Here is a 16,645-nt window from a genome sequence, read left to right on the forward strand (position 1 = left end):
TACGCGACGGTCAGAACTTCCAGCCACGTTCCGGCGTGGCGACGTCGACCTCGACCCCGTCGGGATCGCGGAACTTGAAGAACCGCGGCGGGTCGGCCTGCTCGGCGCCGTAGACCTCGATGCCACGCTCCTTGAGCGCGGTGACGACGGCGCCGGTGTCCTCGATGGTGACGCCAATGTGGTTCGGTCCCATCCCACCGTAGGTCCAATCCGAACGCTGAATGTCTGGATTTGGTTGCAGCAGTGAGTAGTTGACCTCGCCATCACTCAGGTCGATCGCCTTGCCGGGATAGTGGCCGGGCGTCCTGATGTCTCCGAGGCGCGTGAAGCCGAGCACGTTCTCGTAGAACTCGGCGGTGGTCTCCAGATCCCGGACCACGATTCCAAGGTGTCGGATGCGCACTGGTGTTCTCTCCTTCTAGGTCGAGCGACCGTCTTCCGTCATAGAGAAATAGTTTCTGCAAATCAGACTTTAGGCCGGGTGGGCAGACATAGTCAATGGCTGACCGGGGCTACGATCCCTACGTGCAGCGGGAGCGGGCACTCTGGTTGGCGGCTCTGGGGATCGCCGTGGTGATCATGGCGGTCGGCGTTGCCATGTTCAGCAGCGGAGCCTGGTTGCGCGACCGGTACGAGTTCCCCGCCGAGAAGTGTCAGCACGGTCCGCTCGTCATACCTGATCTGTCGGGCGGGACGATGGTCGTCGACTCGCGGCGCAGCGGCGCCGGATGCAATGCCGCCACCCAGCGGGCGCAGGTCGGAAGCGCGCTGGACTTCGTCGGGCCGGTCCTCGCCTTGGGTGGCGCGGTGTTCGGCGTCGTCGTCATCCGCAGGCGGCCGGGCGGCCGCGCCGCACCCGCACGCCCCACGGGTCGCCAATCCCGTTCGCTGGGTGCCACCTTGATCGCCGTCGGGCGTGGCGTCATCGTCGCGGGCGCAGTTGGGTTGGTGCTGTTGGCCTTTGGTGTGGTCAGCGGAGCTTCGCCGCTGCGGTCGGTGTACAGGTCGCGGCCGGGTGACACGGACTACGACGCCGACAAGACGTCGATCGACTGGCTCTACATCCTGTTGTACGTCGGCCTCATCGCCATGTGCGTACTGCTGGTGTGGATCGGGCGCAACGCGGCCCGACGCGGGCGGCGCCACCTCCAGGCGTCCGCCGACGAATTGCGCGCCACCGATCCCCGGCCACCCGTGCTCTACCTGCGCTCGTTCGAGGCCGACGACGTGATGGCCGCGTCAAAGGGTTTGGGCAATTCGGCGGAGGAGTCGCTCGTCGCGGCGCTCAACGTCATCGGTCCAGTCGTGGCGCTGGGCGAGCCAGGAGAGAAGCTGCCGCCGCTCGGCGCGGCGCGGGCCTACAGCACCGACGATCGGTGGCAACTGCACATCAGCGATTGGGCAGCGGAGGCCAGCCAGGTGGTGTTGCTCGCGGGGCACACCGACAACTTCTGGTGGGAGGTGCGCCACCTCGTCGCATCGGGCTCACTCGGCAAGGCCGTGTTCCTGCTGCCGGGTGGTGACGCCTACCGCGCCTTTCGGGAGCGGTTCATGCGGGAGGTTCCGGGGATCCCCCTCCCTGCGACGCTTCCGGGAACCGGCGAGCTGTTCACCGTCGCTGGAGTTTTGAGGTTTAGCGGTAACGCCTCGCGGTTGTACCCGGTGCCGCCGGGCGCAATGACGAAGGCCCGTTGGACGGCTATGCTCGTCGGCTCGCCGACCGGCTAGCCAGCGCACTGGAGATCCACCCGACCGCGCCGACGATCAGCGTGGCCAACCAGAGCAGATGCGCGGCGACCATCACGCCGCGGCCGTCGGCACCGGAATGATCCCCCCCGACCCGGTACAGCGTCAGCTCGTCGTCGCGATGGACGACGGGAAGGTCCAAGGGCGCCAGGGGAACTGAACCGTCTGACTCGACGACCACCCACCCGACCCCGTGTCGAGCCAACTCGTCGGCGCTCGCCCCGGACAGCAGCAGCTGCTGCACCTCGCGGGCCCGCTCGCCTTCGCCGGGCACCGTCCGTCCGCCGATGGCCAGATCACCGGTTGCCAGGACGTCGGCCGACACCCAGCGGGGCAGCGGGTCGAGCACCGGAGCGCTTCCTGCCCAGTCGAATTGGCGCATCACGTCCGGCGGCAGCACGGCCACCGGTCGCGGGTCGGCGTTGATCAGCTCAGCGACGGTCGTCCAACCTGGCGGGTATCGCACCGCAGCCACCTTGCCGCCGACTCCCCACGCCAGGTCGGGAAGCACCGCCAGCAGCGCCAGGCAACACACCGTGGCCGTCGCGAGCGCGGGCACCCGCGGCCGCAGCGTCACCACCGCCGCCGCCCCGGCAAGCGCGTAGCCAGGCATCGCCAACGCCACCCACTTCTGCCCGTCCCGCAGCACCCCGAGCCCAGGGGCCGTCCGGACGAGCGACTCCACAAGGGCCACGCCGGGACCGGTCGCCATCGCAGCGGGCAGCACCACCGCAGCCGCGGCGAGCACCAGCAACGGCACCGCCGCCGGTACGCGCAGCACCGTCGGCAGCCCGAGCCCGACGACGACGAGCAGCACGACGGTGCCGACGACGGCGAAAAGCGTTGTCCGCGAGTCGGGTACGGCCTGGCCGTTCCAGATGCCCGCGAGCCCTGCGAGGCTGCCGAGGGTGCCGAGTCCCGGCTCGGCGCGGGCGGCGAACACGGGCACTCCCGTGGCCTGGGTGGACGACAGCGAACCGGCCAGCACCGAGGCGAGCAACCAGGGCGCCGCGGCCAGCAGCGCCACGCCGACGCTCACCGCGGCGCACGCCCAGCGCGGGCGACCGGTGCCCGGCGCCAGCGCACAAACCAGGGCGACGACGACCGCAAGGAGCAGCCCCGTCGGCGTCAGGCCCGCCAGCGCCAACCAGAACGGGACGGGCCACCAACTGCCGGCGCCGTCGCGCAGCCGCAACACCGCCGCCGCCACCCACGGCAGCGCGCCGTAGCCCACCAACAGACTCCAGTGCCCCTGCAACAACCGCTCTGCCACGTACGGATTCCAGATCGCGAGCGTGACGGCGACGAACTGACCGGACACGCCCGCGGCGGGTACGACGGTCGCGGCGAGCCGCGCGGCGCCCCACCCCGCCAGCCACAGCCCCAGGATTAACAGCGCCTTGACCACGACGTCGCCGCCGAACACCCACGAGCCCACCGCGACCGCGAAGTCCTGCGGTAGGGCCCGAGGAGCGGCCTCGGACAACCCGAGCGCCGCGTCGGACAGATACGAACGCGGGGTGGACACCGCATCGCGCAGCAGCAGGTATCCGGGTGCGAGCAGGGGCGCGGTCACCGCCAGCGCCAGGGCTAGCGCGTAGGCGGGTACGACCAGGTGACGGCCGTTCCGAATGATCAGTGGTCCGGCGGCAGGCCCGATGGTCGCTGCGTGGGCAGCTTCTCGGTGGCTGCCTCGGCCGCGGGCATGGGCCCTGAGTCGGTGGGGCGTCTACCGAAGAACCCGTGATCGGGCGCATCGAGTCCGGGATCGATCAACGCCGACTCGGCCCGCAGCGTGAACGATCCGAGCAGTACGCCGCCGACCAGCGCCACCAGGCCAAGCGCGGTGAACGAGATCGGCAGGATTCGACCCCACAGCGCCACGACGTCGCGCTCGTCGCGTGCGCTGGCGACCTGCGACTCCACCGTGTCCTCGGTCGAGGTGACGGTGTAGTCGGCGAACGTGACCTCGGGCTTGAGTGCATCGCGCGCGTAGTAGTGGAAGCCGTGTTCCTTGGACTTGACGATGGTGCCCGATACCGGGTCCACCCAGAAGGTGCGTTGCGCGGCGTAGTAGCGCGTCATGGTGATCGGCTCGTCGGGCGGGGCATCGATGCCCCACAGCTCGGCGCGCGCGGTGACCTCGGCGTCCTCGTCGTTGTCGTACAACGAGGCGTACTTCACCGGCTCGTCCAACTTGCCGTCGGCGTCATACCCGACGTTCTGGGTGAACTTGTAGGTGGTCAGCCCGTTGACGTCCTCTTCGCCGTCGTAGTTCGCGTCAAAAGGCTTCTGCGCGATCGGGTCGAAGTACGGGTAGGTCTTCTTTTCGGTGCTGAACGGGAACCGGTAGGACAACCCCTCGTGGGGCAACGCGATGCTGGTCGGAGGGCTCTCCTCCTCGATGCTCCTCGGCTTCTGCACCGCGCCACCGGGGTTGGTGTCGCTGGACACGGCCATCGCGGTGCTGCGGTCCAGGGTGACGGTGTCGACCATCGCGAGCAGCAAGCCGTTGTCCTGCTGCTTGTCCGACCGTCGCAGGGTGCTGCCGACCTGCAGTGTCACCACGTCGGCGTTGGACGGTGCCTCGACGCTGACCTGCTGCTGCAGGGCCAACGGGGCGTCCTTGGTGATGACGAACCTCTCCCCGGTCGACAGCGACGCGGGATCGAGCGCGACCCCCGTGCCTTGGCTGTCCAGGGTGGTGTCGATGTCGAGCGGGATCTTCGCGATCCGGCCCTTGGTGTACACGGTCAACAACAGCGCAGCCATGAGCAGGGCGGCGCCCAGTCCCATGAGCCCGCACGCCGCGATGCGCAGCGCCACAGCGCGGTTCAAAAACCTGTCTCCTTCGCCTCGGGCGACACTCAACTCGACGTCGTCTTCCCGCCGCGCGCCTGACCTGGCAGCGGAGGGGCAAAACCCGTCTGACCCTAACAGCCGAAGATAAGGCTGCCTCGTTATACGAGGCCATCCGGCAGACTGGCCCGATGGTCGGCGGTGACGAGCGCAGCGAGGTCGGTGGGTCCCGCAGCTTCCTGCCCGCCGTCGAAGGAATGCGGGCCTGCGCCGCGATCGGCGTGGTGATCACCCACGTCGCCTTCCAGACCGGCCACAGCACCGGCGTCCCCGGGCGGATCCTGAACCGGTTCGACCTCGCCGTGGCGGTGTTCTTCGCGCTGTCGGGCTTCTTGTTGTGGCGTGGCCACGCCGCGGCCGCGCGCGGAATGCGGCACCGTCCCCCAACCGGGCACTACCTGCGGTCCCGGCTCGTCCGCATCATGCCCGGCTATCTGGTCGCCGTCGTGGTGATCCTCACCCTGCTCCCCGACACCAGAGCGGATCTCACCGTCTGGCTGGCCAACCTGACGCTGACACAGATTTACGTGCCGCTGACCCTTACCTCCGGCCTCACCCAGATGTGGAGCCTGTCCGTCGAGGTCAGCTTCTACCTGGCGCTGCCGTTCCTCGCGATGCTCGCCCGCCGCCTGCCGATCCGTGCGCGCATAGCCGCCATCGCCGTCGTCGGACTGGCGAGTCTCGCGTGGGGGTTGATCCCGTTCGACGCACCGTTCGGCGTCAACCCGCTGAACTTTCCGCCCGCGTTCTTCGCCTGGTTTGCGGCGGGGATGCTGATCGCCGAGCTCACGGTCAGTCCGGTCGGCTGGGCGCACCGCTTGGCCCGCCGCCGCGTGCTGGTCGCCGTCATCGGGCTGACCGCGTTCGGCATCGGGGCATCGCCGTTGTCGGGCCCGGCCGGACTGATACCCGGCACGGTCGGTCAGTTCGTGATGAAGACGGTGATGGGCGCGGTCGTGGCCGCCGCGTTGCTCGCGCCACTGGTGCTCGATCGTCCGGGCACTCCGCACCGCATCCTTGCCAGTCCGACGATGGTGACGCTCGGCCGGTGGTCCTACGGATTGTTCGTCTGGCATCTCGCTGCCCTGGCGATGGCGTTCCCCGTGCTCGGGGCATTCCAGTTCAGTGGGCACATGCCAATGGTGCTGACGCTGACGGTCGTGTTCGGCTTCGCGATGGCCGCTGTCAGCTACGCGCTGGTCGAGTCCCCGTGTCGAGAAGCCTTGCGGCGCTGGGAGCGACGCAACGAGCCGAGCCCGCTGGACAGTTCGGTCACGGATTCTCCCGAGCCTGCCGCCGCGCGATGACGTCGTCGCGCACTGCTGTGCGACGTGCCTTCCCCGCGTCGTCGCGTAGCGGCCGGTCGACGAACTCGACCGTGCGCGGCACCTTGTAGGACGCGACGCGCTCGCCGACGAACGCCCGCACGGTGTCCTCGTCGAGGGCTCCGGCCGTCTGGACCAGCGCGTGCGGCACCTGGCCGAGGTCGTCGTCGGGTACGCCAACGACCAAGCAGGACAAGATGTCCGGGTGCTCGGCCAAGGCGGCCTCGATCTCGGCGGGGTAGACGTTGCGGCCGCCGACGGTGAACATGTCGACGCGCCGGTCGGACAGATAGAAGAAGCGTTGGCAGCCGTCGTCCTCATACCACCCAAGGTCACCGAGCGAGTCCCAGCCGTCGCGGCTCTTCGCCGTCACGCCGACGTAGCGGTACGTGGGTGCGCTGCCCGGGTTGGGCCGCATGTAGATCTCGCCGACGATGCCAGGCGGACACTCGTTGCCATCGTCGTCGAGTACCTTCATCTCGCCGGCGACGGCGACGCCGACCGAGCCCGGGTGCGTCAGGTATTGGTCGCCGGAGATGAATGTCAGGGCCTGAAGTTCGGTGCCGCCGTACAGTTCCCAAACCTGCTCGGGCCCGACGAGCTCCATCCAGGCCAGCTTGATGACGGGCGGGCACGGGGCACCGAGATGCCAGAACCGCCGGATCGACGACAGGTCGTAAGAGTCTGGGTCGGCCCGGTAGACCGGCAGCAGACGCTGCATGATCGTCGGTACCGTGGCGAGGAACGTGACGCGGTGCTCGGTGACGAGCCGCAGGAACTCGTGCGGATCGAAGCGCGGCATGATCACCAGGTGGTGCCCAAGCAGCAGTCCCGCCGCCGCGGTGCTGAACCCGGTGTTGTGGCTCAGTGGCACCGACAGCAGGTTGACGTCACGCTCGACCATGCCGAGCGGGAAACCGATCAGGGCGGGGACCCGGCTGTCGCCACCCGCTTCGATCAGCTTGGGCCGCCCGGTGCTGCCGCCCGAGGTCATCGACTTCCACACCGGTGACACCGCTTCGGGCAGCGCGGCGTCGGACAACGCCTGATCCGGGGCGAAGTCCTTTGGCACACTGGGTGTTACGTCGCGCGGGTCTGGCCTCCCGACGATCAACGCCCTGGCCTTCAGGTCGAGGATGCCGGTGAACTCCGCGTCGGGCAGGCGCGCCGACAAGGGTTGTGGCACCGCGCCCAGCTTCCAACACGCGATGAGCGCCTGGATCCACTCGATCGAGTTGGGCATCGCGATCGACACGTAGTCGCCGACGCCGACGCCGAGCCCGGCGTACGCGCGGGCCAGCCGGTTGGTCGACGCGTCGAGTTCGGCGCGACTGAGCGTGCGGCCCTCACACGTCACTGCGGGCCGGTCGGGGTCGGCGGCCGCCAGCGCCGAGACCTGCGTGCTGATGGGCGGGACCCCGGTGACCATCAGTACCCGCCTTGGGTCGAGAAGATGCGGCGGGGGTTGTCCACCAGCATCGTGGTGAGCTGCTCGTCGGTGACGCCGCGTGCCTTGAGCGCGGGGATGACGTCGTTGTGGATGTGCAGGTAGTGCCAGTTGGGCAGGGCGATGGGCAGCGTCGCCTCTGGCAGCGCGTCGAAATAGCAAGAGGCGTCGTGGGCTAGCACCATCTTCTCGGCGTGCCCGCGTTCGCACATCGTCGCGACGGTCTTGACGCGGTCCTCGGTGGACAGGAACGCATCGACGCCGAACCGGTCCATGCCCAGGTATGAGCCCTGCGTGATGAGCTCCTCGAGGTAGCCGATGTCGGTCGTGTCGCCCGAGTGACCGATGACGACGCGCGACAGGTCGACGCCCTCTTCGGCGAAGATGGCTTGCTGTTCGAGTCCGCGCTTGGTCTCGGCGTGCGTGTGCGTCGAGATCGGGACTCCGGTCTGCCGGTGCGCCTGCGCGACCGCCCGGAGCACCCGCTCGACGCCGGGGGTGACACCGGGTTCGTCGGTGGCGCACTTGAGGATTGCGGCCTTGACGCCCGTGTCGGCGATGCCGTGCTCGATGTCGCGGACGAACATCTCCACCATGGGTTCGGGTCCGCCGAGCGGGGCGCCGGGACCTCGAAAGTGGAAGTACATCGGGATGTCGTTGTAGGTGTAGAGGCCCGTCGCCACCACGATGTTGAGGTCGGTGGCCGCAGCGATCCGCGCGATGCGCGGCACGTAGCGACCCAGGCCGACGACCGTCAGGTCGACGATGGTGTCTACGCCGCGGGACTTGAGTTCGTCGAGCCGGACGATCGCGTCGGCTTCGCGCTTGGCGCCGTCGCCCCACCCTTCCGGATAGTTCTCCATGATCTCGGTGGTCATGATGAACACGTGCTCGTGCATGAGTGTGACGCCGAGGTCGGTGGTGTCGACGGCCCCTGCCGCGGTGTTGAGGAGTGACACTCAGTCGATGTTAGGGACGGCGCGGCGCAAAGGCACCAATGTTGCCGCAAGCATCGCCACCGAGCACAGCGCCAGCAGCTGCAGCGTCCAGTCGTGCCCGACGTAGCCGTCGACCGAACGCCACGGGTCGCGGCTCAACGCCGCACCGGCCAGGATCAGCCCGCCCGCGGTGACGCCGACGGTCACGCGCTCACAGAGGGTGGGCCGCGCCCGCAGCGCGTAACGCACGGCCAGCGCCAGACCCATCACCACCACGCCCACCACGCCGGATGCGACGAACCCCGCCACGGCGACCGTGAGCGCAGCGGGCGCAGGCCCGAGCTGCCACGGACGCGCCGGCTCTCCGACCGCCGATGGGCGCCGAACCGGCCAGAACGCCAACGCGGCCAGGATCGGCAGCAGTGCCAGGCCGCCGAACAAGCCGATACGGTACGGCGTGTTCGAAGCGAACACGATCGCCACCGGTCCCGAGCTCCCCACGGGCACCACCCAGCCTTGCTGCCAGCCGTTCACGGTGACGGGCGTTAGGACGGTGCCGTCGGCAAGCCGTGCCGTCCACCCCGGGTTGATGCTCTCGGGTACCACCAGCACCCGTTGTTGGTCCGAGGATGGCACATCGACCTCACGGTGGTCCGCGGTCCAGGTCCCGCGCGAGACGGAAGTCGCTTGCGCGCTTGGCAACCGCGCCGCGAGCGGGCCGGCCAGCTGCACTCCGTCGACGACGAACGCCGCCCCGGGGCTGATCAGCAGTTCCTGCTCACCCGCGGGCAACGTGATCGCGGGCTGACACGGGTGCGCGGCGATGGGTGCTCCGTCGAGCAGTGCGCCGACCGTGGTGTCCACCGACGTCTGCACGAACTGACCCGCGACGCCGATGATCGGTCCCCGCCCGCACGGCAGCGTGACGGCCCGGTCCCGGTTGCGGGTCCCGTCGGCGGCCCCGATCGGCTTGCCGCGCGCGTCCAACGCCGTCACTTCGGCGAACCCCGGCGGCTTGACCTGGTCGAAACCCAGTGAGGTGCGGTCGATCACGTCGTCCCAGTCGAGGATCGACAGCTTCACGACGTCGGTCACCCGCGGCTTGAGCGAAATAGTCTGCGTCGCTTCGGGATCGAGCCTGCTCACCTGAGGTCCGTCGCCGAGGTCGACGGCGACCAGCGTCGGGTGGGCGGGAAGCTCCGCCGAACTCGGTGTCACCCGCAGTGCCGACACCTCGGCCGGGGCGGGCAGCCTCAGCTCGAGATTGGCTCCCGACCGGTGCTGCGTGACCCGCTGCGGCGCGGTCCACGACGTCCGAGGGTCGCCGTCCGCGGCGGCGTACGCCGAGCCGAGCACGTCGATCGGGTCGGAGTCACCAAGTGCACGCGTCGTGCCTGGCTGGCTGACGAGGTCGGCCAGGTTCGGTCCTTGCCGGGCGCGTACCCACACCGTCGGTGTCACCGTCATCGCGTGGGGGACGGTCAAGGTGCGGCTCAGATTGACGGGTTCCTCAGGGGACAGCGCCATCGTCGCCGCGCACCGGACGGCGTCTGGGCCGTCGGCGCAACCGACGCGACCGAGTAGGTCGGCACCCAGATCCCATTGCGCGACAGCCGAACCCGCAGGGGGGCCGGGGACCATGACGGTGTGCCGCAGGCTCACGGGCTGCGCGAAGCCCGACGCGTCGTACTGGGTCACGGTGAAGTCGGTGATCCCGAACTGCACGCCGGGTGAACCGTCGTCCGTCGACACCGCGGTGAACCGCACCCACGGCGTCTCGCCGTACGGAAGGGCGGCGGTCAATGGCTTGCCTGGCTCGTCGAACCGCAACGTGCTCGTGCCGGTGGCGGTGGACACCTCGATGCGCCGCACCTGGGCGCCGACCGCGGTGGCGCTCGGCGTGATGGTGATGGTGGCGTTGGAGATCGGTCGGTCGAAGTCGACCTGCAGCCACTGGCCAACGGCGGCCTGCAGCGCGTTGGACACCCAGCTGGTCGACGAGTCGCCGTCGATCGCCGCCGCGGGCCCCGCTGCGGTCGAAACATTGGGCAGCGCAGTCGAATCCGACGCCGAACTCGACGCCGAGATGCGACCGCCGGGCCATCGACCGTAGACGAGGTCGGCATCACCCGCCGGGTAGTCGATGACTCGGTTGAACGTGTGCCGAACGTCGTCGGGTGCGCGGATCGCCGAGGAGTGATCGTCCACCCGGCCGTAGTCGGTCTCGCGCGCCATCGGGGTGTCGGTGACGGTGACGATCGAGGTGGGCAGCCCGGCGCGCGCCGCATCCTTCGTCAGCAGCATCGGCCCGAGCGGCGGCTGATCGAGCAGTCGCCTGCGCTCGTCGAGCCGCAACAGCGCCTCGGGGCCTCCGTCCACGCGAGCCATCGCGCCCTCGTCGGTCAGGTAGGGCTGGCCGGGATTCGGCGGCGCCCCCGCCCCGTCCACCCGGTAGATCTCCACCGCCGGGTACTTCGGCCGCAGCCCGCTGTCGGTGATGAACCCGGCCAGCGTGCCCGGCCCGACGGGCTCGCCGAACTGGGCCACCCTGGTCAGGCCCGGTGACCCCTCGACGGCGCGGTGGACGAGCAGCGGGCGGGCCGAACGTGAGCTCTCGGGGTCGAGGTCGTTGCGCACGACGACGTAGGAAATGCCTTGGCGGGCAAGCGTATCGGCTAGCCCCGCGGACGGTCGGCCCGCCGCGAACAAGCGCTGTACCGAGTCAAGCGCTCGGATGGTCTGAGGCGGTGTCAGCGGGATCGAGTCGCGCACGCCCCACGGGCTGTGGCCCAGCACCTGCAGCGGCTCGTCGTGGCTGTTGCCCCACGCCTGCGTCGCGAACGGGGCGCCCGGTGCCACCAGCACCCGTCCCGAGTCATTGTGTTCGTCGAGCCAGTCGGCCGCGTCGGACCAGTACTGGGGAATCGCCGTGAACGCGCCGGGCGGGGTGATCCGACCCGTCCACGCCAAAGACGTTGCGGCGCACAGTGCGACGAGCACCACGACGCCGACCGCGACCCGCTTGTCGCGCTCCAGATGTGCGAGTGCCGATACCCAGGCCCGACGCGGCGCACTTCCCGGCAGCGGAATCCGGCCGAGCAGATGCGCCAGCCCGAGCGCCAACGGGAGGCGCACCAGCGGCTCCAGCTTGTGCACGTTGCGAAGCGGCGTGCCCGACGCGTCGAGGAACAGCTGCACCTGGTGCGCGAGCGGCGACCCGAGCCCACCGGAGTAGCCCACCGCCAACGCCGTCAGCCCGATCAGCAGCGTCGCGATCAGCAGCCGGCGGGCGGGCATGCTGCGCAACGCCAGCCCGGCCAGCCCCGCCGCCGCCACCAACGTCGTCGCCAGCACCGCAACCGAACTCGTCACCAGTGACGCGCCTGCCGTGGCGTTCGGCGCGACGAACGGCGTCCAGCTATAGGTGCCCCGCAACACCTCCGTGAGCGAAAGCCATTGTGTCGTCACGCCGGAGGACTCGATGAAGTCGAGGAACGGCGGACTGATGCGGCCGAGCATGAACAGGGCGACCACCCACCACGACACGGCCAGCACCGTGCACAGGGCCCACCATCCCGTGAAGCGCCACCACAGCTTGTTCGGCCGGTGCGCCGCCCACCAGATGACCGCAGCCAGACACCCAGTCAGGGTGGCGACGGCGTTGACAGCGCCCATCAGCGCGATCGCCAACGCCGAGCGCGCAGCCAGGACGCGCACCGACCCCTGACCGCGAAGGGCCAGGATCACCGGCAACAGCACCCACGGCGCCAGCATCATCGGCAGCGTCTCCGACGAGATGGCGCCGAGCGTCGTCAACACCCGCGGAGACAGCGCGAACGCGGTCGCCGCGACCACACGCGAGCTGGTGGTCCCGATGCCGAGCGCTTCGGCGATGCGCAACAACCCCCAGAACCCGACCGCCAACAGCAGTGCCCACCACAGCCGCTGCGTCACCCACCCGGGTAGGCCGAGCACGTCGCCCGCGAGGAAGAACGCGCCGTGCGGGAAGAGGTAGCCGTAGGCCTGGTTCTGCGCCTGACCGAACGGCAGGTCGCTGTTCCACAGGTTCGCCGCGCGGGCCAGGAACCGCAGCGGGTTGGCGGTGAGGTCGAGTTTGGTGTCTGGGGAGATCTGCCCGGGCGACTGAGCGAAGGTCAGTAATAGCGTCGCCGCAGCGACCAACCACAGCCAACGTCGCGACAGGGGCTGCGCGACGCCGGTATCAGGAGCGGTCGCCGTACTCGACCCTGTTGAGCACCGACGACCCCGGGTCGCCCGCTTGCAGAGGAGGCTTGGTGTCCTGCTGGATCATCAGGGTCACGCCGAACACGGCGGCCGCGCCGAGCAGGAGCCCGACGACGATGCTGGCCGCAGCGGGCAAGGCGAACCGATCCACCGGGCCAACGTAGCACGGCGCACCAGTAGCCTTGCTGCTCATGGCTTCGACCCCCCGAGTGGCCCGTGCCCTGTTTCTCGTCGCCGCGGTTGCGACACTGGCGATCGGTTGTTCGTCCGGCGGGCAGTCTTCTGCGACGCCAGACTCGACCACCACGACCAGCTCCGACACCGCCGCGCCGCCGGTCACCCCTGCGCCACCGGCGACGGTGCCGTGCGATCCGCAGGCGCTCGTCGCGGCGATGTCGACGCGCGACAAGCTTGCGCAACTGCTGATGGTCGGCGTCACCGACGCCGCCGATGCGGGCGCCGTGGTCGCGCAGCACCGCGTCGGCGGCATCATGATCGGCAGCTGGACCGACCTGTCGATGATGGGCGACCCGGTGCGAGGGATCGCCGACACGGCGCAGTGGCTCCCGTTGGCGGTCAGCGTCGATGAGGAGGGTGGCCGGGTCTCGCGGCTGTCCGGCCTGATCGGCAGCCAGCCGTCACCGCGCGTGTTGGCCCAGACCATGACACCCGCCGAGGTCCACGACATCGCCCTGCAGCGGGGCCAGGCCATGCGGAACCTCGGCGTCACCATCGACTTCGCGCCAGTGGCCGACGTCACGACCGAACCGGACGACGAAGTGATCGGCGACCGGTCGTTCGGCTCCGATCCCGCCAAGGTCACCGAGTACGCCGGTGCATACGCACAGGGGCTGCGCGACGCCGGAGTGCTGCCTGTGCTGAAGCACTTCCCTGGCCACGGCCACGCTTCGGGCGACTCGCACCAGGGTGGCGTCGTCACACCCCCGCTGGCCGACCTGCAGGGAGGTGACCTGATCCCGTATCGGAGCCTGACGACGCAGGCGCCGGTGGCCGTCATGGTTGGGCACATGCAGGTACCGGGGCTGACGGGCAGTGATCCCGCGAGCCTGAGCCCGGCGGCCTACGGCTTGCTGCGGTCGGGCGAGTACGGCGGCCCTGGGTTCGGCGGCCTGGTGTTCACCGACGACCTGTCCAGCATGGGCGCGATCAACCAGCGCTACGGCGTCGCCGAGGCGGCCCTGAAGTCGTTGCAGGCAGGTGCCGATGTCGCGCTGTGGGTGACCACGAAGGAGGTGCCCGCGGTCCTGGATCGGTTGGAGAAGGCCGTCGCCGCGGGCGAACTGAACATGGGCAGCGTCGACGCGTCGGTGCTGCGTGTGGCCACCGCGAAGGGGCCGAGCCCGAACTGCACACGCTGAGCCGGCGCCAATTGCTTACTCTGGGGTGAGCAAACGGACGGAAAGGGCGCGCAATGGCAGGTGGAACGAAGCGTTTGCCTCGCGCTGTTCGCGAGCAGCAGATGCTCGACGCCGCCGTGCAGATGTTTTCCATCAACGGCTATCACGAGACGTCGATGGATGCGATCGCCGCGCAGGCCGAGATCTCCAAGCCGATGCTCTACCTGTACTACGGCTCCAAGGAGGAGCTGTTCGGCGCGTGCCTCGACCGCGAGCTGACCCGGTTCGTCGACGTCGTGCGGGCCGACATCGACTTCACCCAGTCCGCACGGGATCTGTTGCGCACCGCCGTGGTGTCGTTCCTGAGCTACATCGACGAGAACCGGGCGTCTTGGATCGTGCTCTACACGCAGGCCACCAGTTCGCAGGCGTTCGCTCACACCGTGCGTGAGGGCCGGGAGCGGATCATCGACCTCGTCGGGCGGCTGCTGCAGTCGGGCACGCGAAACCCGGAGCCGGACACCGACTTCGACATGATGGCGGTCGCGCTGGTGGGCGCAGGCGAGGCCGTGGCCAACCGGGTGAGCACCGGCGACGCCGACGTCCACGACGCCGCCGAGCTGATGATCAACCTGTTCTGGCGCGGGCTGAAGGGCAAGCCCGCCGACAAGGATGCCGCAGCCACCGCAAGCTGACGCCGCTGCGTGTTGCGTTTGAAACCGCACGCTGGCCGCTTCGTCCAGCGAGGCTGGTGTTCATGGCCGAGATATTGGCGCCGAAAGCGACGACTCCCCGTCTGTTGTGGCGCAGTCTGAGCATGCTCCGCGCGGTTCGTGGCTTGATCGTGGCCTCGCTCCTGCTTGGCGTGATCGCGTCGGCACTGCCGTACGTGACTGCCGCCGCCTTCGGGCCCATGATGCAGGTCGTCGCCGACGCCGGGATGAGCGGAAACCTCGGCGGGGTGTGGGATCTGCAGGGTCCGCTGGTCGCCCGCGAGGACGGGCTCCTCTCGGGACTGGCGGGTCCGGTGCCGTTCGCGGTGCTCCTCGCCACGTGGGCGGTGTCGCTGATGCTGGCTCAGCTGATGTACTTCGTCACCGCCTGGGTCGGCGCGAAGGTGGAACGGGTGCTCGTCACCGACATCCGGCAACGGGTTCACGACCACATGCAGTCGTTGTCGCTCGACTTCTTCGCCGGGTCGCCGAGCGGCGCACTGATGCAGCGCGTGACGACCGAATCTGCCGGTGTGCAAAGGCTTCTCACCGACTGCATGCTGCCGCCGCTCATCGACGCGGTCGTGCTGGCGGTGGCGGTCGCCTACCTACTGGCCATCTCGTGGCAGATGACGGTAGCCGCACTCGTCCTCACGCCGCTGGCCCTGATGACGCTGAGGTTCGCGGGCCGCCACGTCCAGGTGGCGGTGCGACGGATGATGAACGCGGACCGTGCGATGGGCGCCGAACTCGAGCAGACGGTGAGTGGCATCGCCGAGATTCAGATGTTCAATGCTCAGCCCCTGCGCAGCAAGCGGTTTCACGAGGTATCGGCGACCGCCGCGAATAGCTCGGCATCGAGCACGGTCTGGATGCAGGCGACGGCGAACGGGTCGCAGGTGTTCGTGGCGCTCAGCACCGTCGTGGTGCTGCTCGTCGGTATCGGGTTCAGTTCGAGCTTCGGCCTGACGTTCGCGGGGCTGATGGTCTTCGCGGGCATGGTTCCGACGATGTTCGGTGCGGCGCAACGGGTCATGGGCGCGTACACCACGTACCAGTCGGTGGCTCCGAGCGCGGCGTCGACGTACGAGCTGCTGGACACCCGCCCGTCGGTGCGGGAACGGGCGGACGCCGTCGCCCTCGGCGAGGTCCACGGGAACCTGGTCTTCGACGACGTGGCCTTCGGCTACACCCCTGAGCAGAAGGTCCTCGACGGGTTGTCGTTCTCCATCTCGGAAGGGGAGACGGTGGCGCTCGTCGGCGGCATCGGGTCGGGCAAGTCGACGGTGTTCAATCTGCTGCTGCGCTTCCTCGACCCTCAGCGCGGCCGAATCTTGATCGACGGCCGCGACATCGATACCGTGACCATCGCTTCGCTGCGCGAACAGGTCAGCAAGCTCGCCCAGTTCCCGTTCTTCGTCAAGGACACCATCCGCGAGAACGTGCGGCTGGCCCGGCCGACGGCCAGCGACGCCGACGTCGAGGCGGCGTGCGAGCACGCCCACGTCCATTCGATCATCGCCGACCCGGCCAAGATGCACGCCGGCTACGACACCGTGGTCGACGTCCAGGTGCCGTCGGGCGGCCAGAAGCGGCTGATCGCGTTGGCGCGCTGCCTGTTACGCCAGCCCGAGGTGTTGCTGCTCGACGAGCCGACAGAGAATCTGGACGCGGATCAGCGCACGCGGCTGACCGGAGTGATCCGCGAATATGCCAGGGACCGAACCTGCCTCGTGATCAGTCACGACATGGACTTCATTGCCGCGGTGGCGGACCGGATCCTGGTGCTCGAGGACGGGCGCGTCGCGCAGCAAGGCGACCACCACACTTTGATGGCCGAGGGCGGGCTGTACAAGCGTCTGTACGAGGCCCAGAACGTCGACCCGAGGCTGGTGTATCGCGCCTAGTGTCCTGAGTCATTAATTCTGGAGCAGTAGTTGCCGATGCTGGCCAGGATTTGGTCGGCAGTCTTGGTCCAGACGTACGGGCGGGGGTTGTCGTTCCAGGTGGCGAT

At 69.0% G+C, this 16,645-nt stretch carries 12 protein-coding genes and 1 pseudogene; 5 read left to right on the top strand and 8 right to left on the bottom strand.

The annotated features are described in order from the left end of the window. Positions 1-10 precede the first annotated feature (10 nt). The gene (locus tag SLQ33_RS07925; RefSeq protein WP_319453238.1) at positions 11-403 is read right to left on the bottom strand and encodes a VOC family protein; all 393 of its coding nucleotides are present in this window, start codon (positions 401-403) and stop codon (positions 11-13) included. Positions 404-498: 95 nt separating this feature from the next. Here SLQ33_RS07925 and SLQ33_RS07930 point away from each other — a divergent pair, with 95 nt between their 5' ends. Continuing rightward, positions 499-1,728, top strand: coding sequence for a hypothetical protein (locus SLQ33_RS07930; protein ID WP_319453239.1), 1,230 nt, complete (start codon positions 499-501; stop codon positions 1,726-1,728). Here SLQ33_RS07930 and SLQ33_RS07935 read toward each other — a convergent pair. Further along, the gene (locus SLQ33_RS07935) at positions 1,700-3,322 is read right to left on the bottom strand and encodes a hypothetical protein (protein WP_319453240.1); all 1,623 of its coding nucleotides are present in this window, start codon (positions 3,320-3,322) and stop codon (positions 1,700-1,702) included. The two genes, SLQ33_RS07930 and SLQ33_RS07935, sit on opposite strands and share 29 nt — an antisense overlap. 59 nt (positions 3,323-3,381) lie before the next feature. Then, on the bottom strand, positions 3,382-4,584 hold the full coding sequence (locus SLQ33_RS07940) for a DUF3068 domain-containing protein (RefSeq protein WP_319453241.1): 1,203 nt from the start codon (positions 4,582-4,584) through the stop codon (positions 3,382-3,384). Positions 4,585-4,736: 152 nt separating this feature from the next. Between SLQ33_RS07940 and SLQ33_RS07945 the strand changes: the two genes are divergently transcribed. Continuing rightward, positions 4,737-5,912: an acyltransferase gene (locus SLQ33_RS07945; protein WP_319453242.1), complete on the top strand. Its 1,176-nt coding sequence runs from the start codon at positions 4,737-4,739 to the stop codon at positions 5,910-5,912. Here SLQ33_RS07945 and SLQ33_RS07950 read toward each other — a convergent pair. Genes SLQ33_RS07950 through SLQ33_RS07965 form a run of 4 tightly spaced genes read right to left on the bottom strand, consistent with a single transcriptional unit; the run spans position 5,878 to position 12,711 of the window. Next, on the bottom strand, positions 5,878-7,359 hold the full coding sequence (locus SLQ33_RS07950) for an AMP-binding protein (RefSeq protein WP_319453243.1): 1,482 nt from the start codon (positions 7,357-7,359) through the stop codon (positions 5,878-5,880). The genes SLQ33_RS07945 and SLQ33_RS07950 overlap by 35 nt on opposite strands. Further along, positions 7,359-8,336: a phosphotriesterase-related protein gene (locus tag SLQ33_RS07955; RefSeq protein WP_319453244.1), complete on the bottom strand. Its 978-nt coding sequence runs from the start codon at positions 8,334-8,336 to the stop codon at positions 7,359-7,361. Before SLQ33_RS07955 ends, SLQ33_RS07950 begins: the two co-directional genes overlap by 1 nt. Further along, positions 8,337-12,503 (bottom strand): alpha-(1->3)-arabinofuranosyltransferase, encoded by a 4,167-nt coding sequence (locus SLQ33_RS07960; protein WP_413467609.1) that lies wholly within the window; start codon positions 12,501-12,503, stop codon positions 8,337-8,339. Between the two features lie 34 nt (positions 12,504-12,537). After that, positions 12,538-12,711, bottom strand: coding sequence for a DUF2613 domain-containing protein (locus tag SLQ33_RS07965; RefSeq protein ID WP_319453246.1), 174 nt, complete (start codon positions 12,709-12,711; stop codon positions 12,538-12,540). 40 nt (positions 12,712-12,751) lie between these two features. Here SLQ33_RS07965 and SLQ33_RS07970 point away from each other — a divergent pair, with 40 nt between their 5' ends. The 3 genes from SLQ33_RS07970 to SLQ33_RS07980 all read left to right on the top strand — a co-directional run bounded on the left by SLQ33_RS07970 (position 12,752) and on the right by SLQ33_RS07980 (position 16,538). Beyond that, a complete protein-coding gene (locus tag SLQ33_RS07970; protein WP_319453247.1) occupies positions 12,752-13,939 on the top strand; it encodes a glycoside hydrolase family 3 N-terminal domain-containing protein in 1,188 nt (395 codons plus the stop codon). Positions 13,940-13,992: 53 nt separating this feature from the next. Next, positions 13,993-14,613 (top strand): TetR/AcrR family transcriptional regulator, encoded by a 621-nt coding sequence (locus SLQ33_RS07975; protein WP_319453248.1) that lies wholly within the window; start codon positions 13,993-13,995, stop codon positions 14,611-14,613. Between the two features lie 62 nt (positions 14,614-14,675). Beyond that, on the top strand, positions 14,676-16,538 hold the full coding sequence (locus tag SLQ33_RS07980; RefSeq protein ID WP_319453249.1) for an ABC transporter ATP-binding protein: 1,863 nt from the start codon (positions 14,676-14,678) through the stop codon (positions 16,536-16,538). Here the strand turns inward: SLQ33_RS07980 and SLQ33_RS07985 are convergent. Beyond that, positions 16,535-16,645, bottom strand: a pseudogene (locus SLQ33_RS07985) (IS630 family transposase); the annotation flags it as partial. The gene SLQ33_RS07980 and the pseudogene SLQ33_RS07985 sit on opposite strands and share 4 nt — an antisense overlap.

The organism is Mycobacterium sp. RTGN6 (genome assembly GCF_033804605.1).
Lineage (GTDB): Bacteria > Actinomycetota > Actinomycetes > Mycobacteriales > Mycobacteriaceae > Mycobacterium.